This window comes from Nocardioides renjunii, assembly GCF_034661175.1.
GTDB classification, from domain to species: Bacteria; Actinomycetota; Actinomycetes; order Propionibacteriales; family Nocardioidaceae; genus Nocardioides; species Nocardioides renjunii.
Genome location: NZ_CP141058.1, coordinates 1,286,470 through 1,311,681, shown reverse-complemented (window position 1 = coordinate 1,311,681; position 25,212 = coordinate 1,286,470). Strand labels below are relative to the sequence as shown.

Annotated in this window: 24 protein-coding genes; 12 read left to right on the top strand and 12 right to left on the bottom strand. The window is 73.0% G+C overall.

What is annotated here, in order from left to right; all coding sequences use genetic code 11:
• Positions 1–116: 116 nt before the first annotated feature.
• From SHK17_RS06220 to SHK17_RS06210, 3 genes are all read right to left on the bottom strand, one after another.
• Positions 117–1,220 carry an amidohydrolase family protein gene (locus SHK17_RS06220; protein ID WP_322921469.1) on the bottom strand — a complete coding sequence of 368 codons (1,104 nt, stop codon included), beginning with the start codon at positions 1,218–1,220 and terminating at the stop codon, positions 117–119.
• A gap of 4 nt (positions 1,221–1,224) precedes the next feature.
• A complete protein-coding gene (locus SHK17_RS06215) occupies positions 1,225–2,313 on the bottom strand; it encodes a carboxylate-amine ligase (protein ID WP_322921468.1) in 1,089 nt (362 codons plus the stop codon).
• 97 nt (positions 2,314–2,410) lie between these two features.
• Positions 2,411–3,547: a fatty acid desaturase family protein gene (locus SHK17_RS06210; protein ID WP_322424643.1), complete on the bottom strand. Its 1,137-nt coding sequence runs from the start codon at positions 3,545–3,547 to the stop codon at positions 2,411–2,413.
• Between the two features lie 163 nt (positions 3,548–3,710).
• Between SHK17_RS06210 and SHK17_RS06205 the strand changes: the two genes are divergently transcribed.
• The 7 genes from SHK17_RS06205 to SHK17_RS06175 all read left to right on the top strand — a co-directional run bounded on the left by SHK17_RS06205 (position 3,711) and on the right by SHK17_RS06175 (position 8,457).
• Entirely contained in the window at positions 3,711–3,875 is a 165-nt protein-coding gene (locus tag SHK17_RS06205; RefSeq protein ID WP_172270632.1) for a hypothetical protein, read from the top strand.
• A complete protein-coding gene (locus SHK17_RS06200) occupies positions 3,872–4,744 on the top strand; it encodes a hypothetical protein (RefSeq protein ID WP_322424644.1) in 873 nt (290 codons plus the stop codon). The genes SHK17_RS06205 and SHK17_RS06200 overlap by 4 nt, the downstream gene beginning before the upstream one ends.
• Entirely contained in the window at positions 4,741–5,220 is a 480-nt protein-coding gene (locus tag SHK17_RS06195; protein ID WP_322921467.1) for a phage holin family protein, read from the top strand. The genes SHK17_RS06200 and SHK17_RS06195 overlap by 4 nt, the downstream gene beginning before the upstream one ends.
• Entirely contained in the window at positions 5,196–5,795 is a 600-nt protein-coding gene (locus tag SHK17_RS06190) for a DUF3618 domain-containing protein (RefSeq protein ID WP_172270628.1), read from the top strand. The genes SHK17_RS06195 and SHK17_RS06190 overlap by 25 nt, the downstream gene beginning before the upstream one ends.
• Positions 5,796–5,953: 158 nt before the next feature.
• A complete protein-coding gene (locus tag SHK17_RS06185; RefSeq protein ID WP_172270626.1) occupies positions 5,954–7,102 on the top strand; it encodes a zinc-dependent alcohol dehydrogenase in 1,149 nt (382 codons plus the stop codon).
• A 14-nt stretch (positions 7,103–7,116) separates the two neighbouring features.
• The gene (locus SHK17_RS06180) at positions 7,117–7,677 is read left to right on the top strand and encodes a hypothetical protein (protein ID WP_322921466.1); all 561 of its coding nucleotides are present in this window, start codon (positions 7,117–7,119) and stop codon (positions 7,675–7,677) included.
• A 72-nt stretch (positions 7,678–7,749) separates the two neighbouring features.
• Positions 7,750–8,457: a hemerythrin domain-containing protein gene (locus SHK17_RS06175; RefSeq protein ID WP_322921465.1), complete on the top strand. Its 708-nt coding sequence runs from the start codon at positions 7,750–7,752 to the stop codon at positions 8,455–8,457.
• On the opposite strand, the gene SHK17_RS06170 is transcribed toward SHK17_RS06175, so the two are convergent.
• The 3 genes from SHK17_RS06170 to SHK17_RS06160 form a co-directional block, all read right to left on the bottom strand.
• Entirely contained in the window at positions 8,362–8,640 is a 279-nt protein-coding gene (locus SHK17_RS06170) for a hypothetical protein (protein ID WP_172270620.1), read from the bottom strand. The genes SHK17_RS06175 and SHK17_RS06170 overlap by 96 nt on opposite strands.
• A 66-nt stretch (positions 8,641–8,706) precedes the next feature.
• Positions 8,707–9,795: a putative manganese transporter gene (locus tag SHK17_RS06165; RefSeq protein ID WP_322921464.1), complete on the bottom strand. Its 1,089-nt coding sequence runs from the start codon at positions 9,793–9,795 to the stop codon at positions 8,707–8,709.
• A 9-nt stretch (positions 9,796–9,804) separates the two neighbouring features.
• Positions 9,805–10,725: a manganese catalase family protein gene (locus SHK17_RS06160; RefSeq protein WP_172270616.1), complete on the bottom strand. Its 921-nt coding sequence runs from the start codon at positions 10,723–10,725 to the stop codon at positions 9,805–9,807.
• 246 nt (positions 10,726–10,971) lie between these two features.
• On the opposite strand from SHK17_RS06160, the gene SHK17_RS06155 reads away from it, so the two are divergent.
• Positions 10,972–11,712: an AfsR/SARP family transcriptional regulator gene (locus SHK17_RS06155; protein WP_172270614.1), complete on the top strand. Its 741-nt coding sequence runs from the start codon at positions 10,972–10,974 to the stop codon at positions 11,710–11,712.
• A 33-nt stretch (positions 11,713–11,745) separates the two neighbouring features.
• Here SHK17_RS06155 and SHK17_RS06150 read toward each other — a convergent pair whose 3' ends face one another.
• Both SHK17_RS06150 and SHK17_RS06145 read right to left on the bottom strand, forming a co-directional pair.
• Positions 11,746–12,558: an MBL fold metallo-hydrolase gene (locus SHK17_RS06150; protein WP_172270612.1), complete on the bottom strand. Its 813-nt coding sequence runs from the start codon at positions 12,556–12,558 to the stop codon at positions 11,746–11,748.
• A 12-nt stretch (positions 12,559–12,570) separates the two neighbouring features.
• Positions 12,571–13,026: a DUF4383 domain-containing protein gene (locus SHK17_RS06145; RefSeq protein ID WP_172270610.1), complete on the bottom strand. Its 456-nt coding sequence runs from the start codon at positions 13,024–13,026 to the stop codon at positions 12,571–12,573.
• Positions 13,027–13,204: 178 nt separating this feature from the next.
• On the opposite strand from SHK17_RS06145, the gene SHK17_RS06140 reads away from it, so the two are divergent.
• From SHK17_RS06140 to SHK17_RS06130, 3 genes are read left to right on the top strand one after another with little or no spacing between them, the layout of a single operon-like run.
• The gene (locus SHK17_RS06140; RefSeq protein WP_322921463.1) at positions 13,205–13,894 is read left to right on the top strand and encodes a hypothetical protein; all 690 of its coding nucleotides are present in this window, start codon (positions 13,205–13,207) and stop codon (positions 13,892–13,894) included.
• Positions 13,895–13,923: 29 nt separating this feature from the next.
• Positions 13,924–14,265 (top strand): DUF2200 domain-containing protein, encoded by a 342-nt coding sequence (locus tag SHK17_RS06135; protein WP_322921462.1) that lies wholly within the window; start codon positions 13,924–13,926, stop codon positions 14,263–14,265.
• A gap of 8 nt (positions 14,266–14,273) precedes the next feature.
• Positions 14,274–15,347 carry a spore photoproduct lyase family protein gene (locus SHK17_RS06130; protein WP_322921461.1) on the top strand — a complete coding sequence of 358 codons (1,074 nt, stop codon included), beginning with the start codon at positions 14,274–14,276 and terminating at the stop codon, positions 15,345–15,347.
• 25 nt (positions 15,348–15,372) lie between these two features.
• Here the strand turns inward: SHK17_RS06130 and SHK17_RS06125 are convergent, their stop codons facing one another.
• Both SHK17_RS06125 and SHK17_RS06120 read right to left on the bottom strand, forming a co-directional pair.
• Positions 15,373–17,055, bottom strand: a complete 1,683-nt coding sequence (locus SHK17_RS06125) for a copper resistance protein CopC (RefSeq protein WP_322921460.1) — start codon at positions 17,053–17,055, stop codon at positions 15,373–15,375.
• Entirely contained in the window at positions 17,052–17,678 is a 627-nt protein-coding gene (locus tag SHK17_RS06120; protein WP_172270604.1) for a DUF1775 domain-containing protein, read from the bottom strand. Before SHK17_RS06120 ends, SHK17_RS06125 begins: the two co-directional genes overlap by 4 nt.
• Before the next feature lie 198 nt (positions 17,679–17,876).
• Between SHK17_RS06120 and SHK17_RS06115 the strand changes: the two genes are divergently transcribed.
• Positions 17,877–18,101 carry a tautomerase family protein gene (locus SHK17_RS06115; protein ID WP_172270602.1) on the top strand — a complete coding sequence of 75 codons (225 nt, stop codon included), beginning with the start codon at positions 17,877–17,879 and terminating at the stop codon, positions 18,099–18,101.
• Between the two features lie 72 nt (positions 18,102–18,173).
• On the opposite strand, the gene SHK17_RS06110 is transcribed toward SHK17_RS06115, so the two are convergent.
• Positions 18,174–19,121: a peptidylprolyl isomerase gene (locus tag SHK17_RS06110; RefSeq protein WP_322921459.1), complete on the bottom strand. Its 948-nt coding sequence runs from the start codon at positions 19,119–19,121 to the stop codon at positions 18,174–18,176.
• Between the two features lie 126 nt (positions 19,122–19,247).
• Positions 19,248–25,100 carry a LamG-like jellyroll fold domain-containing protein gene (locus SHK17_RS06105; protein WP_322921458.1) on the bottom strand — a complete coding sequence of 1,951 codons (5,853 nt, stop codon included), beginning with the start codon at positions 25,098–25,100 and terminating at the stop codon, positions 19,248–19,250.
• Positions 25,101–25,212 lie beyond the last annotated feature (112 nt).

The window sequence follows — 25,212 nt, the reverse complement described above, 5'->3', positions numbered from 1 at the left end:
GGCGGCGGTGACGACCCTGGTCGCGCTCGCGCTCACCGAGCTGCACCTGGAGGTCGTCGCGGGTGCAGCGGCCTGGCTCGCGGCCTGGTGGCTGCTGCGGGAGCCGGGAGACCGGATCAGGGCAGGGGCGCCGCCGGCGTCCGCGCCACCACAGACGCCGCCGACAGCAGGTCCCACCCGGGAGTGAACCCGTTGCGACGCTGCAGTCGCTCGCGGTGCTCCTCGTAGAGGTCGAGCAGACGGAGCACGGAGGCGAGAACCGGTGCGTCCGGGTCGTCCGACGGTACGTCGCACGCGTGCCGGGCCACGGTGAGCGGCACCTCGGGGTGGAGGCCCCGCTGCATCGCCTCCAGCGCGGCCAGCAGGTTGGTCGAGGCGACCTCGAGGAACGGCCCCACCGCCCGGGCCTCCCGCTCGGGTGGCCCACCCAGGTCGAGCGGCTCCCGCCCCTCGAGCAGCCGGGTCGCCTGGCCGCCGAGCACCGACGCGACCTGGTCACGGTCCAGCCCCGCCTGCCACGCGCAGCGCGCCGTCGCCATCAGCCACGACACCGGGGTGCTGTAGGGCAGGTCGCTGGCGGCCAGCACGCGGCCGGGCGGCACCAGCCGGAAGAGCGCCATGAGGTGCGCCGGGGTCCACCAGGACGTGTCGAAGAAGAGGTTGGGCACGTCGCCCACGTGCCGGTGCAGGCGGCCGAGGTCCGACATCGCGCAGTGGGCCAGCACCATCCGCAGGCCCGGGCGCCGCGTGCAGGTCTCCAGGACGGTCTCCCGCACCGAGTCCACCTCGGGACCGGCGTGCACCACCACGGGGAGCCGTCGCTCGTCCGCGATCGCGAAGACCGGCTCGAGCAGCGGGTCGGCCAGGTCGAGCTCGTCGCTGGACAGGTGCAGCTTGATGCCGCGTGCGCCGGCGTCCAGCAGGGCCTCGAGCCCGTCCACCTCGTCGGGAACCACCCGGGCCAGCGCCGTGAGCCGGCCGTCGCTGCGCAGCGCGGCGTCGAGGCAGGCGGCGTTGGCGGCGCGGTAGCCGTCGGGCTCCGAGAGCGGGAACACGAGGGCGCGGGCACGGGCCGCGTCCACCGCGGTCAGGAGCTCCTCGACCGTCGCGGAGACCGAGTCCCGGTCACCGATGTGCGTGTGCACGTCCAGCACCGGTCCCTCGGGCAGCTCCTCGAGCACGCGGTCGTACCACGGCTGCACCAGGTGGTCGGCGTACACGCGCTCAGCCGTCCAGGTCGCCGGTGCGGGCCACCAGGTCGTCGAGCAGCGCCGGCATGCCGCCGCTCGCCACGAGGCCACGTTGCCGCTCGGGCTCGGCCGGGCCGGCGAGCATCGCCTCGACCGCCTCGAGCGGGCCCTCGAGCCCGTCCACGGCCAGCGCCACCCGCGCGTCGGCCAGGGTCCGTCGGGCGACCTCGCGCAGCGGCCGGTGCGTCCGGTCGAGGTCGACGACCGTGGTCTCGAGGCCGTGGCGGGCGACCCGGTGGTCGTTCACCGCGAGCACGTCGTCGGGCAGGTCCGCGAGAGCCGGCGACTCGAGGGCGCAGCGGGCGATCCCCTGCACCAGCGCGGTCAGTCCGGCCACCAGCGCAAGGGACGGCACCGCGTCCATCATCCGCACCTCGAGGGTCCCGAGCCGGGGCCTCGGCCTCAGGTCCCACCAGACATAGGTGTGGTCGGTGGCCTCGGCGGCGTCGAGCACCGCCTCCGTCCGGGTGACGTACTGCTCCCAGGAGCGCAGCAGGGGCGGGACGGTCGTACGGGGATAGGACCGGAGGATGGCCGACCTCGTCGAGGCGAGGCCGGAGTCCACGCCGTGCCAATAGGGCGACCCGGCCGCGAGGGCGCGCAGGAGCGGCACGGCGTGGCGCAGGCCGCGGTAGGCCCGCATCGCCGCCTGCTCGTCCGGGAAGCCGACGTGGACCTGCAGCGCCGCCGTGGGCGTGCGGAGGAGGCCGGCGTACTCCTCGCGGATGCGGTCGTAGCGCGGGGACGAGGCGAGGACCGCGCCGCCCAGCGGCGCCGTCGGGTGCACGCCCGCCGCCAGCGCCCGGACGCCCCGCGCGGACACGGACCCGCGCAGCGTGCGCAACGAGGCGGCGACTTCCTCGGCGCCCGTGCACACCGGCGTGTTGAGCTCGACCTGGTCGACGTAGACCTCGCCGGTCACCACGCCGTCGGGAGTGATCCGCTGCAGGGTCGCCACGACTGCGGGCCCGGCCGCTCCGAGCAGCTCGCCGGAGTCGTCGACGAGCATCAGCTCCTCCTCGACGCCGACCGTGAGGTCACCGCCGGGCACCCACGCGGGCACCCGCGCGTGACCCCTGTCCTGTCGTGGCTCCACACCGTGGGAGAGCGCCCCCGTCATGCCCGACAGGTGCCCCGCCGAGCACTCGCACATGCACCGCTCAGGCGCTCGCCGCGACGTGGCGTCCGCGCGACGGCACGGACAGGCGCAGGACCTTGTGCCAGGCGCTGGCGACCTGACGCAGCAGCGGGGCGCTGTGGTAGGCGAGGCCGTGGCGCTCGAACAGCTCGCGCACCGGCCCGGCGACCTCGCGGTAGCGGTTGCTCGGCAGGTCGGGGAAGAGGTGGTGCTCGATCTGGTGCGACAGGTTGCCGCAGAGCACGTGCAGCAGCCACGGCCCGGAGATGTCCGCCGACCCGAGCATCTGCCGGACGTACCACCGACCGCGCGTCTCGTGCTCGTCGAGCTCGTCGACCTCGAAGGTCTCCACCCCCTCGGGGAAGTGGCCGCACATGATCACCGAGTGGCTCCATACGTTGCGGGCCAGGTTGGCGACGAGGTTGGCGGTCAGCGTGGTGCGGGCCGAGCCGGTGGGCGCGGAGAGCGCGGGGTGCAGGACGTAGTCGCGCAGCGCGTTGCGGGCGACCCGGCGCGCGGTCACCCGCATCTCGTCCTTCTGCTCAGCGGTGAACCCGCGCCCGCTGCGCAGCGACTCACCGAGGTCCAGGTCGTACATCGCGATGCCGTACTCGAAGATGCAGGCGTTGACGAAGTTCCACAGCGGCTGCGCGAGGTGGCGCGGGCTCCACTCCTGCGCCTCGTCGACGCGCATGATGCCGTAGCCGAGGTCGTTGTCCTTGCCGAGCACGTTGGTGTTCACGTGGTGCCGGTCGTTGTGCGCGCGCCGCCACTGCTCCGGCGCGGAGGCGTGGTCCCACTCCCACGTCGAGGAGTGGATCCGCGGGTCGCGCATCCAGTCCCACTGGCCATGGAGCACGTTGTGCCCGATCTCCATGTTGTCCAGCACCTTGGACAGCGTCAGCGCCGCGGTGCCGACCCACCACGCGGGGCGGCTGCGGCTGCCGAGGAGGACCAGCCGCCCGGCCACCTCGAGGCACCGCTGCGTCGCGATCACCCGCCGGATGTAGGCCGCGTCGCGCGCGCCTCGGTTCGCGAGCACCTCCTGGCGCAGGGCGTCCAGCGTCCGGCCGATCTCCTCGACCTCGGCGTCGGTGAGGTCGTCGTACGAGCGGTGCGGCGGAGGGGCCACGGGGGCGTGCTGCAGGAAGGCGGCCATGGCACAACAGTGCCCGATGCGGTGAAGGCGCATACGCCGGTAGGGGTGGGGGCACGGGGGCTGGAACGCCATCCACGACCGCCCCGGGACCGACCGGTCGAAGGTGTCACGGAGACCGCCCCTACGGGTGGAGTGCATCCGGCCCGACGGGGTACGGAGCGCCATGACCGAACACCCCCGCACCGACGACCAGGACGCCGAGCCGCCCACCCCGGACGGTGAGGAGCCGGACACCGGTCAGCTGGACCCGGACTCCGAGCCGGCCAGCGACCCCGACCCCGACCCGGACGCAGGCACCACCCCCATCCACAACGAGGAGGACGCATGACGACCTACGGAAGCGACCCAATCGGCACGACCGGCACCGGCACGACCGGCTTCGGCACGACCGACACCGGCTCGACCGAGACCGGCACGACCGGCACGAGCACGACCGGCGGCGAGAGCAGCGGAGCCACCGGCAAGGCCAAGGAGGCGGCCTCCACGGCGGCCGACCAGGGCAAGCACGTCGCCGGCACCGCCGCCGAGGAGGCCCGCAACGTCGCCGGCACCGCCGCGCAGCAGGCCCGCAGCGTGGTGGGTGACGCCAAGCAGCAGGTCACCTCGCAGCTGAGCGACCAGGCCACCACGCAGCGCGACAACCTGTCGCAGACCCTGCGCACCTTCGGCGACGACCTGCAGAAGATGGTCCAGGGCGAGGGCTCCGGGCAGGGCATGGCCGCCGACGTGGCGCGCGAGATCTCCGACCGGGTCCGCTCGCTGGGCGACCACCTGGAGAACCGCGAGCCGGCCGACCTGCTCGACGACGCCCGCTCCTTCGCCCGTCGCCGCCCCGGCGTGTTCCTGCTGGGCGCGCTCGCCGCCGGCGTGGTCGCCGGGCGGATGTTCCGCGCGACCGCCGACGGCGCCGCCGCGGCCTCGCTGGCGGAGTCCGGCGGCACCGGCACGTCGTACGCCGGCACAGGCACCGGCTACAGCAGCGGCTACGACACCGGCACCAGCTACGACCCGGGCTACGGCACGGGCGCCGGCGCCGGCACGCTGGGCACCGACCCGCTGGCCACCGAGTCGAGCACGAACAACCCCGGCACCACGGGCTACGACACCCCGGTGGCCGACCCGACGCTGACCACCCCGGCCAGCACCGACTCCACCTCGTCCGGGCTCCCGGGCCAGCGCACGCAGGACACGCCGTGACAGGGCCCTCGGGATTCGACCCCATCGTCGGGACGCCTGTGGACCCGATGACGTCGGGCTCGCACGCGGTGGGCGACGCCACCCCGCGCGGGAGCGGCGACGAGCGCAGCCTCGGCGAGATCGTCGGCGACATCAGCACCGACCTGACCACGCTGGTGAAGAAGGAGCTCGAGCTGGCGCGCACCGAGCTCAAGGAGGAGGCGACCAAGGCGGGCAAGGGCGCCGGGATGCTCGGGGGCGCCGGCGTCGCCGGGCTCCTGGCGTTGATCCTGGGCTCGTTCGCCCTCGCCTACCTGCTCGACAACTGGATGCCGGTCGAGCTGGCCCTCCTGATCGTCACGCTCCTGTGGGCGATCGTCGGCGCCGTCCTCGCGGCCAAGGGCCGCAAGGAGCTCAAGAACGCAAACCCGCAGCTGCCGGAGACGCAGCAGACACTCAAGGAGGACGCACAATGGGTCAAAGCACAGAAGAGCTGAGCAGCGAGATCGCCCAGACGCGCCAGTCGATGACGGCCAACGTGGACGCCTTGCAGGACCGGGTGAGCCCGTCGGCCATCGTGGAGCGACGCAAGGAGGCGGCCCGCAGCCGCATCCTCGGCGTCCGCGAGAAGGTCATGGGCACCGCTGACAGCGCCCGCTCGTCCGCGTCCGGCGGCGCCGGGTCCGCCAAGGAGTCGGCCCTCGGGGCCGTCGACTCGGTGAAGGGCACTGCCCAGGACACCGTCAGCACCGCGCAGGACAAGATGCAGGGATCTCCGCTGGCTGCGGGACTGGTCGCCTTCGGCGCCGGGATGATCGTCGCCGCGCTGATCCCCGCCTCCGAGAAGGAGGCCGTCGCGGCCGGGCACGTGGTCGACGCCGCCAAGGAGCACGGCCAGCCGGTCGTGGACCAGGCGAAGTCCATGGCGCAGGACGTCGCGCAGGACCTCAAGGGCACGGCCACCGAGGCCGTGCAGGAGGTCAAGGACACCGCCACGGACAGCGCGCAACGCGTGAAGTCCGAGGGCCAGTCCGGCGTCGACGAGGTCAAGTCGCAGACGTCCTCGTCCTGACCTGAGGCCCGACCGGTCGACGGCCGGTCACAGCACCACAGCACAGCACCACGGTTGCGCCGGCCCGCCTGCGGGCGGGCCGGCGCGGCCGACCTCCCCCGCTCCACTCCGCTCCACGCAGACGTCTCCCACCTGACGTCCCGACCCTTGGAGTCGCCATGCGCGCCATGGTCTACCGCGGTCCCTACCGCGTCCGCGTCGAGGACAAGCCCCGACCGGTGATCGAGCACCCCAACGACGCGATCGTCCGCGTCCAGCTGGCCGCCATCTGCGGCTCCGACCTGCACCTCTATCACGGGATGATGCCCGACACCCGCGTCGGCCACACGTTCGGCCACGAGTTCATCGGAGTCGTGGACGAGGTCGGCTCGTCGGTGCAGAACCTGAGCGTGGGCGACCGCGTGATGGTCCCGTTCAACATCTACTGCGGCTCGTGCTTCTTCTGCGCCCGCGGACTCTTCTCCAACTGCCACAACGTCAATCCCAACGCGACGGCGGTCGGTGGCATCTACGGCTACTCCCACACCACGGGTGGCTACGACGGCGGCCAGTCCGAGTACGTCCGGGTGCCGTTCGCCGACGTCGGCCCCTCGGTCATCCCCGACTGGCTCGAGGACGAGGACGCGCTCCTGATGACGGACGCGCTGTCCACCGGCTACTTCGGGGCCCAGATCGCCGACATCCACGAGGGTGACACCGTGGCCGTGCTCGGCGCCGGGCCGGTCGGTCTCTACGCCGCGCGCAGCGCCTGGCTGATGGGTGCCGGCCGCGTCGTCGTCATCGACCACCTCCAGGAGCGCCTCGAGAAGGCGCGCACCTTCGCCCATGCCGAGGTGCTGAACTTCACCGAGGTCGATGACGTCGTGGTCACCATGAAAAAGCTCACCGAGCACCTCGGGTTCGACCGCGTCATCGACGCGGTCGGCGCGGAGGCCGACGGCAACCTGACCCAGCACCTGACCTCCGCGCGCTTCAAGCTCCAGGGCGGGTCACCGGTCGCGCTCAACTGGGCGATCGACGGCGTGCGCAAGGGCGGCACCGTCTCCGTGGTGGGCGCCTACGGGCCCATCTTCACCTCGGTCAAGTTCGGTGACGCCATGAACAAGGGCCTCACCCTGCGGATGAACCAGGCCCCCGTGAAGCGGCAGTGGCCGCGCCTGCTCGAGCACATCCGCAACGGCTACCTCAAGCCCAGCGACATCGTCACTCACCGTTTCCCGCTCGAGGACATCGCCGAGGCCTACCACGTGTTCTCCGCGAAGCTGGACGGCTGCATCAAGCCACTCATCGTCCCCTCCGCCGACTGACGAAGGAGTCCGCCATGCCCTACACCGCAGACAAGCCACCGGTCGCCGAGACCCCTGACCAGCTCCGTGCCCGCATCCCCGGCTGGGGCGCCGACCTCGACCCCGCCGACCGCCCGTCGTTCCCCCGCGAGGTCTTCGACCCGGCGGGCACGGGCGCCCACTGGGACTTCCCCGAGCGCCAGCCGGACACGGGCGGCCGGGAGGTGTCGATCGAGCACGGGATGCTGCCGCCGGTCTTCGGCACGGCCCAGCCACTGCGCGGCCTCGCCGCCCCGATCCGCCGCTACGCCTACGCGCGCCACAGCGAGGGCAAGGCGGCCCACTGGCTGCTGCTCATCGCCGCCGACCGGGTCGACGTCGCCGAGCACGTGGTGCGGTCGTTCGCCACCCTGCGACCGGACAACCCGGTCACGCAGACCGGGATCAAGGGTGAGCTCACGCACGGCGGCCTGCGCTCGCGCAGGGGTCGCGTCGACGTGCGCCACCAGGTCCTCGACCCCGTGGTCAACGGCGCGCCGTGGGCGCTGGGGACGTACGGCGCGTGGCGGGCGGTCCGCGCCCTTCGCCGGCGCTGATCCTGCTCATCGGCCGGCCCGGTCCGGCGTCGTCGGACGCGTGACGACGCGCCGGACGGGGTACGACCTCGCATGACCTCGCTCGCCGACCAGGACCTCGACAGCCTCGGTGGTCCGCTCAGCATCCTGACCCGCCAGAAGCGCGACCACGAGCGGCTCGACCGGCTGCTCCACCGCCTCGACCGCAGCGCCCCGGGCGTGGAGGAGCAGACCACCCTGCAGGCCATCGCCCGCCTCGTGTTCCCGCACGCGTTCGCCGAGGAGTCGGTGCTGTGGCCCGAGGCGCGTCGCGTCCTGCCCGACGGCGAGGCCCTGACGCTGCAGGTGGAGCAGGAGCACCAGGAGGTCAACGAGCTGTGGATCTCGCTCGAGGACCTCCCGTCCGGAAGCCCGGAGCGGGCCGAGGCGCTGGCCCGCCTGACGACCGTGCTGCGCGAGGACGTCCGCGACGAGGAGGACGAGCTGCTCCCCCGCCTGCAGGAGGCCGTCGGCGTGCGCCGACTCCGCCTGCTGGGCGTGGCGTGGGAGGCCGTACGGCGCACGGCGCCGACCCGGCCGCACCCGGTCGTCTCGCGCCGACCGCCCGGCAACGCGCTGGCCGCGCTGCCGCTGACGGTGCTGGACCGCTCCCGCGACGTGCTGGAGTCCGGCGCTCGCCGGTTCCCCCACCTGCACGTGCAGGCGTCACGGGCGAGCGACGGCCTGGCGGCGGTGACCGGCCGTGTGGAGCACGCGGGGCTGCTGCGCCGGGGCGAGGATCCCTCGACCCACCGCGACTGACCGCTGCAGCGAGCGGCGTGCCTGCCGCCGGGCGACGAGCACGGCGAGCACCACGACCGCCATGGTGAGGCCCAGCGGCATCAGCGTCAGCGCGCAGCAGGCGGCGAGCAGGAGGTGCAGCCGCTCGCTGCCGGTCGTGCGCGGCACGACGCGGGGTGCGGGGGCGAGTCGGTGGGCGGACATGGCATACCTCCGGGCTGGTGGGGACAGGTCGGGACGGGTCGGGACAGGTCGGGACTGGGTCCGAGGTCAGGTGAGGACGAGGAACCCGAGCCCGACCACGAGGGCCGGGATGGTGGTCAGCACCGTGGCCACCAGCGCCGAGCGGTGCTCGAGGGCCAGCAGCGGCAGGAGCGCGTCGCCGTCCTGGCTGATGGTGTTGGCCACGAGGGTGGCCAGCGGCATGCCGCCGGCGGCGAACATGCCGGCGAAGACGATCTGCACGGCGCACCCCGGCACGAGGCCGATGAGGGCGCCGACGACGACACCGGCGAGCCCGAGCACGGGCAGCTGCGAGCCGTCGAAGCCCGTGATGTGGGTGAGCAGCGACCAGGCGACGTAGGCCACGGCCACCCAGACGGTCACGAACGCGACCTCGTGGCCGCCGTGCCGCAGCACCGCGGCGAACGAGGTCTCCTCCGCACTGGCCTCGTCGTCGTCGGCGAGGCGGCACCCGCCGCGCACGAACACCACGATGGCCATCGACGCCCCGAGCACGCCCAGCACGAGGTAGAGCGTCTGGGGGTCGAGGAGCTGGAAGGTGACCGGCACGCTGACGGTCGCGCCTCCGCCGATCGCCAGCCACAGCAGCACCGGCAGCACGCCCACCTCGTGGAGGGCGAAGGCGGGTCGTGGCAGCGCCGGCTGGGCCGGCGTGACCGGCACCGGCGGGCGCTGCGGCGCGGGCGCCGGCACCGTCGCGACCGCGCGGCGTCGCGGGCTGATGCCCACGGCATCGACCAGCCACCCGGTGCAGGCGCCCACGACGAGCAGCAGCGCCTTGAGCTGCACGGTGAGCCACGGGTCGTGGGCCAGCAGCACCCACGACGCGTCGCCCATGGTCGCCACCAGGGCTGCGACCGCCGCGCCGTACGACACCGCGCCGCGTCCGTACGCCGCCATCACCAGGATGGCGCCGCCGCACCCGGGCGGCATCGTGAGCGCCGCCGCCACCAGGGGGCCGGCGCCCCGACGCCGCTCGAGGGCGGCATCGAGGCGGTAGCCCCACCGGCAGCGCGCCCAGCCGAACGGCGCCACCATGAGGGCGACGAAGACGCCGACCTGCATGAAGGCGTCGGCGAGCGGGCGGAGCAGCAGCTCGGTCAGCGCGGAGGACATGGCAGCCGCTCACTCCCCGGGAGTGAGCTTGTCCTTGGCCTTGCTGACCAGGTTCTGCGCGCCCTGGACGAAGGCGCCTCCCGCGGTGCCCGGCTTGCCGGGACCCTTCGAGCCGTCGTAGGTGCCGAACAGCAGCGGGTCGGGCGCCGGGAGCTCCTGGACGTCGTCCTGGAGCGCGCGGCCCTCCTCGAAGCGGATCTCACCGTCGCCGACCAGCGTGGAGCCCTGCGCCCAGCGACCCTCGTGGGCGGTGCTGCCCTCGTGGAAGCTGTAGAAGACGTCGTTCTGTCCGGCCGCCTCCTCGTCCTTGCGCGAGTCCTCGAGCCCGTCGGTGTGGCCGTCCTCGATGAGCTGCTCGATGCCGAGGAGCCACTGCTGCTGGTGGAAGGTGTCCCGGGCCAGCGCAAAGGACAGCGTCTCCTTGACGCCCGGGTCGTCGGTCATCCCGATCAGGCGGGCGACCTGCAGCCGGCCCTGTGCCTCGGCCATGACGTTGTGGCGGAAGTCGGCCAGCAGGTTGCCGCTGGCGACGATGTAGCCGGCGTTCCACGGCACGCCCATGCTGTTGGTGGGCATCGCGAAGCCGCCGCTGACGATCGCGTGCTGCGGGTTCTGCCCGCCGAGCACGGCTGCCAGCGCGGGGTTGGCGGCCGCCGCCTCGGCCTGGGTCTCGGCCGGCGCGCCCTCGAGGAGCCGGGCCAGGAGCGTCGTCAGCATCTCGACGTGGCCGATCTCCTCGGTGCCGATGTCGAGGATCATGTCCTTGTACTTGCCCGGGGTGCGACAGGCCCAGCCCTGCCACATGTACTGCATCATCACGGTCATCTCCCCGAACTGGCCGCCGATGACCTCCTGCAGCTTGGCCGCGTAGAGCGCGTCGGGACGGTCGGGCTTGGCGCTCCACTGGAGCTCCTTCGTGTGCCGGTACATGTCGTTCCTCTCGGTGGCGGGAGCGCCGTTCGCTCCTGACCCCTCCACGTTCGGGGACGCCCGTCCCGACGGCGTGACGGCGACCGCTCCCCCGGCGCCTCCGTCGCGCCTCGCCGGGCGCCTCCTCGGCGTCCCTCGGGCCGCGCCCCGGGCGTCACCGCAACCGTCACCGCGGCGTCACTGCAACGACGCATTGAGCGCCCGTGTCGGGGGCACTGGGAAGCCCACGCGACCTGGGGAGGCGACATGGCTCTTGCGGCACGGCTACACCTGCTGGGCGAGTTCGCCCTCGAGCTCGACGGTCGACCGCACCCGGTGCCCGCCACCGCGCGCCGGCTCCTGGCCCTGCTGGCGGTGGTGCACCGCGGGCGTCGCGTCTCGCGGACCGCGCTCGCCGAGGCGATGCGGCCCGACTCCGACCCGGCGCGCGCCACCTCGACCCTGCGGTCGGTGCTGTGGCGGCTGCCGCGCGACCGGGGGCGCGCGCTCGTCCTCGGCGACGCGATGGAGGTGTGGGTGCACCCCGACCTCTGGGTCGACCTCTGGGAGGCGGAGACGCAGGCACAGCTGCTGTGCGGGTCCGTCGCCCCGCTGGTCGAGGACCTCCCCGACCTCGCGCTGCTGACCCACGACCTGCTTCCGACGTGGCACGACTCCTGGCTCGCGGTCGAGCAGGAGTCGTTCCGCCAGCGCCGGCTGCACGCGCTGGAGCGCGGCGCCGACCTGCTGTGCCGGGCCGGGCGCTACCACGACGCGCTGTCGGCCGGCCTGGGCGCGGTGCGCTCGGAGCCCCTGCGCGAGAGCGCGCACCGACGGGTGATCCAGGTGCACCTCGCGGAGGACAACCAGGCAGAGGCGCTGCGCCACTACGACGGCTACCGGCGCCTCCTCGCCGACGAGCTCGGCCTGGCTCCGAGCGACCGGATGCGACAGATGGTCGCCCCGTTCCTGGGGCGGCCGGTCGACCTGCCCGGACGGGCCGGCTGACGGCGCACGGGGCGGGTCGCGCCGGTCACGTCCTCAGGCGGCGGTGTCGGGCTCCGTGGGGTCGAGGCTGACGACCTCGCCCCGGCCGGGGCAGCGGAGCGTCGCCGCGAGGCCCTCGGCGCGGGCCCGGTCGAGGAAGTCTGAGAGGGGCGAGCGGAACACGGTGTAGTCGTCGTGGTGGACGGGCACCACGACGGAGGGGCGGCAGCGGTTGACGAAGTCGACGCCCATCCGGGCGTCCATGGTGACCGTTCGCATCAGCACGCGCGTCCCTCCGAGGTGGACCACGGCGGCGTCGATGTCGGGGAAGCGCGCGCCGATCTCGTCGACGTGCGACCCGGTGAGCGTGTCGCCGCTGAGGTAGACGCGACGTCGTACGTCGCCGTCGACGACGTGCTCGAGGATGCTGCCCATCACCGACGGCAGCATCTTCCCCAGCAGGCCGCGGGCGTGGATGCCCGGGACGGCGGTGACCCGCAGCTCCTCGCCGCCCTTGACCAGCGAGTGCGCCTGCCAGGTCCTCAGGTCCTGCGTCTCGAAGCCCCACCGCGACAGGCGTCGCGCGGCCTCGGGCGTCGACAGCACGGGCGCGGTGCGGTCGAGCCGGTGGCGGGCGACGCGGTCGAAGTGGTCGCCGTGGAGGTGCGAGAGCACGACGGCGTCGAGCACCGGCAGGTCCTCGGGCTCGATCGCGGGATCGACGAGGCGCCGCGTGGACAGGCCCCACCCCAGGTAGGCGCGCTGGCCACGGTGGATGAAGTTGGGGTCCGTGAGCAGCGTGAAGGACCCCAGCGTCAGGACCGTGGTGGCGTTGCCGATGAAGTGGAGCCTGTCCCCGGTGGCCATGGGATCAGCGGATCAGCGCGTCGCCGGGCGCTTGCCGAGCACCACGCCGAGGGCGATCATGCCCAGGCCCAGCACGAAGTGCAGCCAGTCGTCTGCGGTGTTGAGCGGCACGAAGTTGGCCTGCGACGACTTGTCGATGACCAGGCCGTAGAGCCACAGCACCAGGTAGACCACACCGCCGCCGATGAGGTACGTCCTGGCACCCGAGGCGGTGCGCGCGAGCGCCAGGCCGGCGGCCCCGAACAGGAGGTGGACGATGTTGTGGAGCACCGACACCTGGAAGATCCCCAGGAGCTTGGCGTGGGACTCGTGGCCGGCGGCCTCGAGGCTGTCGTAGCCGGTCGTGATGCCCGGGATGAAGCCCAGGACCCCCACGAGCAGGAAGACCGCACCAACCGCGGCGGCGGCGGCCTGCACCGGCGCGCGCGTTGCGGTGGACGTGGATCGGACGTGCATGTTGTCGGCCATCGGCTTGCTCCTCTCGGTGGCGCACCCGCTGTGCGCGTGCCGCTCGGTACCCACGCCGCGTCCCGTCACGCGTGCGCACCACCCGGACGAGCGAGGCCCGGCGACGTGGCGCACGCCACGGAGTGGGATGGGCGCACGGGGGTACGGTCGGAGGCAAGCCCTGACGAGAGGAACCCACGTGAACCCGCTAGGCAAGGTCACCGCAGCCATCACCCACCCGGCACGCACCGTCGGCGCAGTCGCCGGAGCGACGGTCGGCGCGTCCGTCGGCGTCGCGACCGCCGGGCTGAGGACGACGGCACGGGTGGTGGGGTGGGCGGTCGAGCGGGCCGCGGGCACCGTCGCCGAGCACGGCGCCTCGTCGGTGCCGGCGCCGCGCCCCGCGCAGGACACCCTGACCGCGGAGGAGCCGACCTCTGCAGCCACCTCGAGCGGCACCTCCGACGTGAGCCCGGAGGCGCCGGCCATGGCGTCCGCCGAGAAGGCACCTGCTGAGAGGGCCGCCGCGAAGAAGGCACCCGCCACGAAGGCACCGGCGAAGAAGGCCGCTGCCGCGAAGGCGCCCGCGAAGAAGGCAGCCGCCAAGAAGGCACCCGCGAAGAAGGCACCCTCGAAGCAGGCCGCCGTCCTCGCGCCGGCGCTGGGCCTGACCGAGGACGAGGTCGCCGACGGCGTCGGGGTGGAGACCACCGACGACCTGCGCACCCCCTCGGGCATCCCCGCCGCCGACGAGGGCTACAACCCCGACACCACCGAGACCGACCTCTACCAGCCCGGCACCGAGCCGCTGGTCGACCCGGCCACGGTCAAGGCCGTGGCCAGCGAGGCCGAGGTCCTTGGTCGGGCGGCCGACCCCGACAAGGGCTGACTGTCACCGCCTCGACCTATCCTCGGACCATGCACCGGATCTTCGGCACGAGCGTCGCGTCGGTCTACCCGCACTACGTCACCAAGGTGGAGCGCAAGGGGCGCACGGCCGCCGAGGTCGACCGCGTGATCGAGTGGCTCACCGGCTTCGACCAGGCCGCGCTGCGCGAGCACCTCGACCGCGGCACCACCTTCGAGGCGTTCTTCGCCGACGCCACCCTCAACCCGCGGGTGGACCAGATCACCGGGTCGGTCTGCGGCGTGAAGGTGCAGGAGGTCGAGGACCCGCTGATGCGCCGCATCCGCTACCTCGACAAGCTCGTCGACGAGCTGGCCAAGGGCCGCCCGATGGAGAAGGTGCTCCGCAGCTGAACCGCCGTGTGCCCGCCGACCTCGCGGACCGGCTGCTCGACGTCCGCCGGATCTACCACGAGCCCGACATCGAGCGGTTCCCGCGCGCCCGCCAGGTGCTCGAGCGCTTCCCCGACGCCGAGCGCATCCAGGTGCTCTCCCATCAGGCGATCCCCGGCCTGCACGGCAACGCGGGCGCCGTCGAGGACTGGGTCCGCAACAAGCGCGAGGTGCTCGTGCTCGGCGAGAAGAAGTCGCTCAGCGCGCGCCGCAACGAGCGCTCCAGCGACTGGATCGCGCCGTCGACCGCCAACGGCTGCGCGATGGCGTGCTCCTACTGCTACGTGCCGCGGCGCAAGGGCTTCGCCAACCCCATCACCGTGTTCGCCAACATCGAGGCGGTGCTGGGCTACCTCGAGCGCCACGCCGGACGCCAGGGCGTGAAGCCCGAGCCCAACCAGTGCGACCCGGTCGACTGGGTCTACGACATCGGCGAGAACAGCGACTGCTCGGCCGACGCGCTCGTCTCCGACAACGTGCGCGACCTGGTCGACCTCTACGCCCGCCTCCCCCACGCCAAGGCGAGCTTCGCGACCAAGCTCGTCAACCGCGACCTGCTGGGCTGGGACCCGCGCGGTGGCACCCGGGTCCGGTTCAGCCTCATGCCGGAGGGCCCCTCCCGCCTCGTCGACGTGCGCACGTCAAGGATCGCCGACCGGATCGCGGCGATGGACGACTTCGTCGAGGCGGGCTACGAGGTCCACCTCAACCTCAGCCCGGTGATCGTCCACGAGACCTGGCTCGAGGAGTGGGCCGAGCTGCTCGAGCAGGTCGCCGACGGCACCAGCGCGCGCACCCGGGACCAGCTCGCGGCCGAGATCATCTTCCTCACCCACAACGAGGGCCTGCACGAGGTCAACCTCGGCTGGCACCCGCGCGGCGAGGAGCTGCTGTGGCGCCCCGACATCCAGGAGACCAAGCGCAGCCAGAGCGGTCAGACCAACGTGCGCTACCGCACCGGCTGGAAGGGTCGCTGGGTGCGCCAGCTCACCGACCTCCTCGCCGAGAAGCTGCCGGAGTGCCGCGTGCGCTACGCCTTCTGAGGGGGACGAGGCCTTTCGCGCGCGGTCAGGGCACGTCGAAGGTGGTGCTGCGCACCGGGTTGTCGAACTCGGTGGTGCGCAGCGAGAGCTGCACCTCCCAGGTGCCGACGGTCGGCAGCACGACGTCGCCGGCGTAGACGCCCGGCCCGAGATTGCTCAGCTGCACCTCCCCGAGGTCGACCTCGTCGCCGGACAGGCTGACCCGCGGTGCCTCGTAGCCCTCGGTCGGCGCGCCCGCGTCGTCGCGCAGCTCGATCGTGACGGTCGCCGGGCCCACCCCGAGCGGCTCGAGCGTCACCTTCGCGGAGATGTCGTCGAGGTCGAGCGTGCGGGTCGCGGTCTCCCCCGCCGCCGGGGAGGTGACGGTCACGTCCGGCTCGGGGCTGCGGTCGACGAGGAACCCGGTCAGCAGGAGGACGACGACCAGCACCCCCGCCTCGGCGAACGTCGTCCGCACCAGCAGGGCGCCGGCGTCCCGCCGCTCACGCCTGCGCGACGCCGCGCGCAGGCGCGGCAGGAGCGCCAGGCGGTTCCAGGCGGCGATGCCGATCGCGACCAGCACGGCGAGGACCTTGACCAGCAGGAACCCGCCGTAGCCGGTGTCGAGCAGCGCGCTCCAGGAGCCGGCGATGCGCCAGGCCAGGACCGAGCCGGCGACGACGAGGACCGCCAGCACGCCCGAGGCCCACGTCGAGAACCGGGACAGCACCACGGCGCCGTCCTCGCCGCGCGTGGCGAGGTCGCCCAGCACCGCCGCGACCGCGACCAGCCCACCGAGCCACAGTGCTCCCGCGACGAGGTGCAGGACGTCGACCGCGACCACCAGCGCCTCCGGGGTGCTGGCACGGGTGTGGCCCGTCAGCGCCGGTGCCGCCAGGGCGAGGGCGCACCCGGCCAGCACCAGGGCAGTCCGTCCGCGACCGGGGGGACCCGCCGGGACGGCCACGGCTGCGAGCGCGATGCCGGTGACCAACAGGGCCGGTACGACGCGCTCGGCGGGCGCCAGCGCCGCCCAGGTCGACCCGTCGCCGAGCGCCGAGGCCGGCAGGCCGAGCTGGTAGAGCGCGACCATCGGGACGGCCGCGCACCAGGCCACCGCCCCGACGAGCGCGGCGCCGCGCGCCACCGCCCGGAGGCGGCGCCGCGAGCCGTCGTCGGCCCGGTCGGCCGGGAGGAGGAGGACCGCGAACGCGGCCACGCCGGTGGCGACCAGCAGGCCCACGTAGCCCAGCCACCTCACCACGCTCAGGAGCAGCGGCGCCTCCGTCCCCGCGTCCGCGCTCGTCGTGGGGACGTCCACCACGTCGCTCCGCTCGCCGACCGAGAAGCTGAGGGACCCGCCGACGGGGTGGCCGTCGGCCGAGACGAGTCGCCAGACGACGACCAGCGTCCCTCGGCCCACCTCCTCGTCGAGGCCCACGACGAGCTGCGCCTGGCGCACCGACGCCGTCGAGGCCACCTCCTCACCGGACGCGTCGAACACCTGGATCCCGGCCGGGACGCCGATGACCGACTCGTTGAACGTGAAGGTGACCTGGTCAGGTGCCGCCTCCAGCACGGCGCCCTCCGCCGGGTCGGTGCTGACGAGGGTCGCGTGCGCCGCCGCCGGAGAGGCCGTGCCCAGGACGAGGAGGAGCGCGGCGTGCACCAGGGCGGAGGCGAGCAGCAGCCAGCCGGCCGCCCGGCGCCGCGAGGAGCGTGGGGTCATGCGCGTCGGCGGCGCAGCAGCAGGACCGTGCCGCTGGCCAGGCACCCCAGCGCGAGCACGCCACCGGCACTCCAGGCCATCACCCGTCCGCCCTGCTCCCGGTCGTCGGCCGGGGCGCCCGCGGACTCCTCGCCGGCGGTCACGACGATGACCGGCGCGGGCATGTCGAGCTCGTCCCGGCTGGCCGCGTCCTCGGCCACCTCGGTCCAGGCCGCCTCCCCCTGCTCGCACCGCTGCACCACCGGGAACACGAGCTCGGTGCCGGCGACGTCGGGCAGGCGTACGGAGAAGGCCACCTCGTCGCGCAGGGCGTCGGGCAACGGGTCGTCGGTGCGGAAGGTGGCGCCACCCTCGACCTGCTCGGCGGACCAGCGCTCGGTGTCGGTGAGCACGAGCTCGGCCACCTCGTCGGGCATCCGGACGGCGATCTCCGTGGTGGCCGATCCCTCGCAGCCGTGCGGGACCTGCATCCGCACCTCCGCGGTCGCGCCGGCGGCCGTCGTGCTGGCCGTGACGGTCACGTGGGCCGCCGCCGGGGACGCGGTCAGGGCCAGGCCCAGCACAGCGACACCGGCCGCCGCTCCCGACCTCGCGCCGGCCGCGAGCGCGCGGATCCGGTTCATGGGAGCTCCCGACGAGGCGTGGAGGGACGGGTGGGACGGGGGTGGGGTGGTGACGGTCACACAACCAGCGGCTCGAACTGTTGTCAAGGATGTGAACTGGTACTACCGTGATTCAAGTCACCGAACCGTGGTCGTCAACCTGAACAGGACGCCGCCCGACACGGGTCCGTCCGAAGAATGACAGAGAGGGAACACCCCATGCCCAACATCACCGTCGAGCTCCTCAAGGGACGCTCGGTCGAGCAGCGCCGCGACTTCGCGCAGGCCGTGGCGGACAGTGCCGTGGAGATCCTCGGTGCCCGTCGCCAGGACGTCCGCATGGTCTTCAGCGAGATCACCCCCGACATCGTGGCCAACGGCGGTGTGCTGGCCAGCGAGGACGAGAGCCGCGCCGGCGTGGTCGCCGCGCTGGCCGACGACTGAGCCGGCACCAGCAGGTCCCACGACGCCTCCTCGCCCGCGCGAGGAGGCGTCGTCGTCCTCGGGCCCACGGCCTCAGCGCCGCTCGATGGTGACCGACTCCAGGAACAGCCGCTCGGCGAACGCCTCCCCGCCCATCCCCAGCCGGTCCATCGCGGTCATCGTGTCGATGACGTCCATCCCGGCCAGCACCCGGCCGAACGTCGTCTGGACCCGGTCGGTCCGGTAGCCGGCGTCGAACTCCTTGCCGTAGGCGATGAAGAACCCGCTGCCGGCGGTGTAGGGAGCACCCGTGCCGGCGGTGGTCACCGTCCCGACGGGGTAGCCCTCCCGCTTCGCCCGGCCCAGCTCGTCGGGGAGCAGGTAGCCGACGTCCCACCGGACGGTGTTGTCGCCGCTGCCCGCCTGCACGGCGGCGACGGCGCCGAAGTCGCGGAAGACCTCGAGCCCGTCGTAGAACCCCTCCTCGGCGAGGAAGACGAAGGAGTTGACCGCCACCGGGGCGTCCCGCTCTAGCAGGTCGATGACGAGGGGGCCGCAGGACGTCTCGATCCTCGCGACGTAGTCGACGCCGTCCTCGAGCACGTCGGCCGGACCACCGGGATAGCGGGGACGCGACGCACGCGCGTCCGCCGGTGCCTCGGCCCCGCAGGCGACGGGACGGTCGTCCTTCGCTGGTCGCACACCGCTGTCCACGGCGGTCCCCGGCTCGACGGTGAAGTCCTCCGCCAGGACCGCGCCGGCCTCGACCGCACCGGCCGCCGCGGACGCCTGCGCCTCACCGGCCGCCTCGGAGGCCAGCAGCTCGGTGTCGCGGACCTGCGGCTCCCCGGTGCCGGGATCCGGCTGGTCGCGCCCGGTGAGGGCGACGAGGGCGACGACCACCGCGACGACGGCGAGAACTGCCCCGACGACGCCGAGCACCGTGCCACGTCGGCGACGCGCGGCCAGGCGCCGCTGGTCGAGCTCCCACTGCTCCCGCTCGGCCCTGCGGCGTGCCTCGCGCTGCTTCTTGCTGCTCACCCACGTCTCCTCGGCCGGCTCACCATCGGCTGAACGGTGCCACGCCGGACCCGGTGAAGCGGAGCGGGCCCCGGAGGATCGCTCCTCCGGGGCCTGCTCCTTCCTGCCTGGTCCTGCGTGGTCCTGCTACTTCTTCCTGCGGACCTTGATCGTCACCTTGTCCGAGACCGGCTCGGCGAGCGCGCTCCCGCCGTAGGTCACGGTCAGCCGCCAGGTCCTCGTCGCCTTGGGCAGCCTGATGACGACCCTGCCGTCCCGCAACGTGCCGGTGACGGTCCTGCCGCCCCTGACCGCGACCGACACGGTGCCCGTGACCGGTACGTCGTCAGCAGCCGTCAGGACGACGGTGACCTTCGCGGCCTTGCCCTTCTTCACCGTGCTCGGCGCCTTCACGGTCATCCGCGGGACGACCTTGGCGACGGTGACCTCCATCGACGAGGACGAGGCACGGTGGCCGTCGTCCCCGACGTAGCGGAGGGTGAGCCGGTGCGTGCCGGGCAGCAGGCTCCTGGCCGGGAGGGCCAACCTGGCCTGCCCGGAGGCGAGGACGCCGGACGCCAGCACCGTGGTGCCGTCGACCGCCTCGACCCTGCCGGTGGCCCCCGACGGCGCGACGCTCGCCACGATCGTGCCCGCCTGGCCGTAGGTGATGGGCGTCGAGGCGCCTGCCACCGCGGAGGTGAGCGGACCACCACCGTTGCCGCCCGTGGGCCTCACGGTGATCGTGACGGTGGCCGGCGCCGAGGTGTCGGTGCCGTCGCCCGCCGTGTAGGTGAACACGTCCCTGCCTGCGAAGCCCGCGTCGGGCGTGTAGGTGAAGGAACCGTTGGCGTTCACCGTCACCGAGCCGTTGACGGGCTGGCTGGTCCGCGTCGCGGTCAGCGCGTCGCCGTCGGCGTCGGTGTCGTTGCCGAGGACACCCGGCGCGGCGAGCGTCAGCGGCTCACCGGCCACGGTCGCGAAGGCGTCGTCGACGCCCACGGGCGCCCTGTTCGGCGTCTCGGCGACCTCCTCCACCGTGACGGTCACGGTGGTGGCCTGGGACGTGGCGGTCCCGTCGCTGGCCTTGTAGGTGAAGGTGTCGGCGCCGCTAAAGCCCTCGTCCGGGACGTAGCTGAACGAGCCGTCCGCGTCGACCGTGACGACGCCACCGGCGGCCCCGGACACGTCGCCGGCGGTGAGGTCGTCACCCTCGGCGTCGGTGTCGTTGGCCAGGACACCGTCCTCGGCCGAGACCTCGAGGACCTGCCCCTCGGTCGTGGTGTAGGCGTCCGGCACACCGACCGGCGCGACGTTGGTCGTGCCGTTGAAGATGGCCAGCACGTCCTCCGCGCTCAGCGCGTAGCCGTAGATGCGGAAGTCGTCCTGCTGCTCGGTGGGGCGGGGGTCGGGCCAGCTGCCGTTGCCGATGAAGTTGGCGTTGGTGCCGCCCTCGGTGATGTCGCCGATCATGACCGGGACGGTGTTCTCCGCCCGGAGCACGCCGTCGAAGTAGATCTTCACCGTGGAGCCGGTGCCCGAGGCCGCCGGTCCCATGGTGACGGCGACGTGCGTCCACTGGCCCAGCGGCAGGTCCTGCGTGCCGGGCAGCGCGGTGCGGTACTGCTCACCGTTGTTGTTGCGCAGGGTGACCACGAAGCCGCGTGCGCCGCTGTCCCACTCGGACTGGACCAGCAAGAACTCGTCCTGGCCCTTGCCGATCTGGACGTGGGACGTCCAGTTGGGCAGGGCGGTCGGACGGATCCAGGTGGAGATGGTGATCTCCTCCTCCATGCCCTCGGTGATGTCGTTGGGCAGCCGGACGTGGCCCTGACCGGGCAGGTTGAGCGCGCTGCCGTACTTGCCCGCAGCGGTCCACCCGGCGTTGCCCTGCAGCACACCGGCGCCGATGGCCGGGTCGGACCCGGAGTTGGCGGCCGACGTGCCCGTGCCCTCGTCGAAGGTGTAGCGGACCGGGACGCCCTCGCCCACCGGGGGACGCGCCACCGTGTGCTGGGTGGTGCCGACCGAGTCGCGCCAACCTGCAGCCGCGATGAAGCGGACCTCGATGTCGTGCTGGCGCGGCGCCAGCGTGACCTCGGGGAAGACGACCTGGCCGTTGGTGACCGCGACCTGGCCCCCCTGGCTCGTGCCGTCGATCCACAGCTCGGCGACGCCGGTCGGGTTGGCGTTCGCCTCGTCCTTGACCGTGGCCGACACCGTGATGGGGGTGTTGAAGGCCGACGGGGAGGCGGGCGACGTCGTCACGGTGGTGGTCGTGTCGACCGCCGTGCCGTCGGCGTGGAGCCCCGCGACGTCGGCGTCCGTGAGCGCGGTGGTCCAGAGCCGTACGTCGTCCATCCGGCCGTCGAACGCGGGGTCCGGGTAGCCGTTGCGGCCCAGCCAGTTGTTGGTCGTCGGACCGACGTCGGTCATGGTGATCGTCAGGTCGTTGCGGCTGGCGATCTTCTGGCCGTCGAGGTACAGCGTGCCCGTGGCGCCCTGTCGCGTGAACACGACGTGGTTCCACCTGCCCGCGGCGACGTCCTTGGTCGGCACGGCGAAGACCCGCTCCTGGACGTTGCTGCCCTTCTTCTTGAAGGTCGCAGCAAGCCCGGTGTTGCCGTTGGCCTGGGTCTGCATCTGGACCTGGAAGAAGCTGCCCGCGTCGCCGAGGCCGTCACCGATGTGGAACAGGTTGATCCAGTTCCCCTTGGTGTCGGGCCGGACCCAGAACGAGGTGGTGAAGTCCGTCTCGCCCTGGAGCAGGTTGTCGGGCAGATCGACCGTGTTGGCGTTGGTGCCGCCCGGGAGGTCGAGCGCGCCTCCCGTGACCCCGTCGGTGCTCCACCCGGTGGTGCCGGTGAGCGTGGCCGCGCCGACGGTGTTGTCGGACCCGGTGTTGGCCGCCGTGGAGCCGGTGCCCTCCTCGAACGCGTACTGGACCACGGCGTCGTCGACGCCGAGACCGGTGCCGACGACCACGAGGTCGTCGAGGACGACACTGCCGCCCGGCCCGCCGCCCGAGATCGTCAGGTCCTGCTGCCGCGCGGTGGCGGTGAAGGTCCCGACGAAGGTGTCGAAGGCGGCGTTGGACGACTTCTGGGTGGACGCCGACAAGGTGGTGGTCAGGTCGGCGATCGAGAGGGCGGCCGTGCCGGGCGCGGTGCCGGCGGAGCGGCTGTCACGGGCGTAGCGCACCGACAGGCGGTACTGCTTGCCCACGCTCAGGCCCTTGAGGGTGCGGGTCAGCTCGCCGTCGGCACCCACCGCGAGGTGGTAGCCGGTGAGGCCGAGGGCGCCCATGCCGCCCGCGTTGGCGCGGATGAGCTGCACCTGGTCGTCGACGACCCACGGCGACATGCGGCCGTTGCCCGCCGCCACCTGGACGCTGTCGTAGGTGCCGGACCGCCACGAGGCGGGCAGGCGGGGGTACTCGAACTGGTCGACGACGGTCGGAGCCGGCGCGGCCATCTTCACGGTCGGGTCGATCTGGACGATCTTGGCCACGGACGGGACGCCGCCGCTCCACACGAAGACCATGTAGGCACCGGGGGGCGCGAAGTTGGCGTTCGTCGGGGAGGTGACGCTGACCGTGCCGCCCGACTGCGTGAACGACAGGTCCTGGAAGTTCTGGTCGTTGTTGAAGCCGTGGGTGACCGAGCCGTTGCGGACGAGGGTGACCCGCTCGACCGGCTTGTCCGAGGACAGCGAGAACGTGCCGTCGTAGCCGATCTTCCTCGGGGCGTTGGTGACGACCGGCCGCACGGCCGGCTCGTCGCCGTCGAAGAGGTAGGCCGGGGAGTAGTACTCCACGTCGGTGTAGTTGTGCGGGCCCGGGGCGCCGCCGCCGCCGATCATGATCCGGCCGTCGGGCAGGAGCAGCGCGACCGAGTGGTAGAGCCGGGCGTGCTCGTAGGGGATCTCGACCTCGGTCCACTGCTGACCGCTCGGGGCGTCCGGGTTCCAGATCTCCGGGTTGGTGACGTAGCCGCCCTGGCCGTTGTTGTCGCGCGATCCACCGGTGACGAGCACCCTGCCGTCGGGCATGACCGTCGAGGTCGCCCAGTGGCGTCGGTGCTTCATCGGGTCGGTCGCGGTGACCACCGGGGCGGCGGTGCCGCCCGAGATGTCGACGGTGAACCCGGCACGGGCGCCGGCGGGGCCGCCGCCGTTGGCCCACCAGCCGCCGCCGACCTGCAGGATCTTGCCGGGGCGGTACATCGTGGCGGTCGAGGTGGCGCCGACCGGGTTGCCGAGGGCGCCCTGGTTGCCGGTGCCGTTGCCCAGCGTGCCGCGCATCGTGACCGCACCGTCGCCGGACGGGTCGAGCTCGAACATCTGGGTGCCGGTGATGGTGAAGACGTTGCCGTTGGTCGGGGCGACGAAGGCGCGGGGGTACCACCAGCGGTTCTCGTCCTGGGGGGCGTCGGCGCCGTCGCCGTAGGCCTGGGCGCTGGTGGCGCCGGTCAGCAGCTTCCAGGAGCTGCCCTGCTGCGGGTCGTAGACCTCGGGCGTGAGCACTCCCGGGCCGCCGGGGCCGCCGCGCAGCGAGCCGCCCTGGGCGACGATGGAGCCGTTGGGCAGCGTGGTGCCGGTCGGGTACCAGCGCGGGAAGTTCATCGGCGCCTCGTTCTTGAGGCCCTTGCCCGTGGAGTAGCTGGTGACGCCGATGGCGGCGTCGTTGGGCGCGTTGCCGCCGAGGCCGTCGTCACCGCCGACGGTGAACGTCGAGCGACGGTGCGGCATCTGCACCTGCATGGAGCAGAACAGGTCGGTGTAGGTCGCGTTGGGGACGACGCCGGAGACCAGGTTGGCCACGGTGCGCACCACCGTCGGGTCCCAGACGTCGATCTCCATCTGGCCGCCCTGCGTGACGCAGTCGTTGCCGCTGTAGTCGTACGGCGTGTTGTCGGTGCAGCCCGAGCCCACCGAGCCGAAGGACTGGACCTTGCCGTCGGAGGTGAGGGCGGCGTTGATGGGCATGAGCGGCCACGGCGTGACGGCGCTCATCTCGCCCTGCTCGTCCTTCTTCGGGGGCGAGCAGTCGGCGGGCAGCAGGCCGGCGGAGTAGGCCATGCCGTTGCGCAGCTGGGCCCGGACGAAGTCGTCGGCCTGGTTGTCGTTGGCGTTGCCGCCGTCGTCGGCCGCGGTCCAGGCCGAGGCGTGGTGCCCGAGCGAGGAGTACCACGAGCGACCCTGGTCGATGGACTGGCACCAGGTCACCGGGTGGGACGTGCCCTCCTCACCGATCCGGGCGCCGGGGGCGTAGGTGGACTCGTCGACGGTCACGAGGGTGCGCACGTTCTGCGTGGGGTTGACGTCCCACTCGTACCACTCGTCGGTGTAGGACAGCGGCGAGCTGATGCCCGCGGTGAGCGGGTGGGCGCCGTCGGTGACGGTGACGGTGCCCCGCTGGCCGCCGGCGGGCTCGGGGTGGCCCGTGGACGCCGCGCCGACGAGCCGGCGGTAGAACGGGTTCACGTCGTGCTCGGTCTGGTCGGGGGACCACGAGGTGTAGTGGATGCCCGCGAACCCGCCGCCGCCGCGGATGTAGCCCTCCAGGGCGGCCCGCTGGTCGGTGTTGAAGAGCACCCCCGCGGTGTGGGCGAACACCAGCAGGTCCTTGGTGCCGAGGTTCTCGGGGGTGAAGACGGCGGCGTTGGTCGTCTCCTGCACCTCGGCGACGGCCTTGGACGCGTCGCCGGTGTTGCCGTCGAGGCCGTACTGGGCCGCGAGCGAGTTGGCCATCTCCTTGACCGCGGCGCGGGTGTTGGCCACCGAGCCGTGCACGCCGTCGCCGCTCGAGAACAGCAGGACGCGCAGCACGTCGTCGTCGCCGGGCGCAGCCGACGCGGTCACGGCGGTCGCGGGCGCGGCGGCGAGGGTGGCGAGCGGGAGCGCGACGCCGAGGGCGGCGGTCAGGGCGACGACTCGTGTCGCTGCGCGGCGGAGGCGCCGTGTCGGGCGCCGGCGGGCAGATCGGTGCAGCAGGTTCATCAACGTTTCCCTAGGGCTCGGCGGGGCGGAGCTCGGCGGGCGGCGGGTGCGGTCAGCGCTCACGAGACAGCGGAAACGTATGACGGGCATCACACAGAGTCAAGAACTCTGT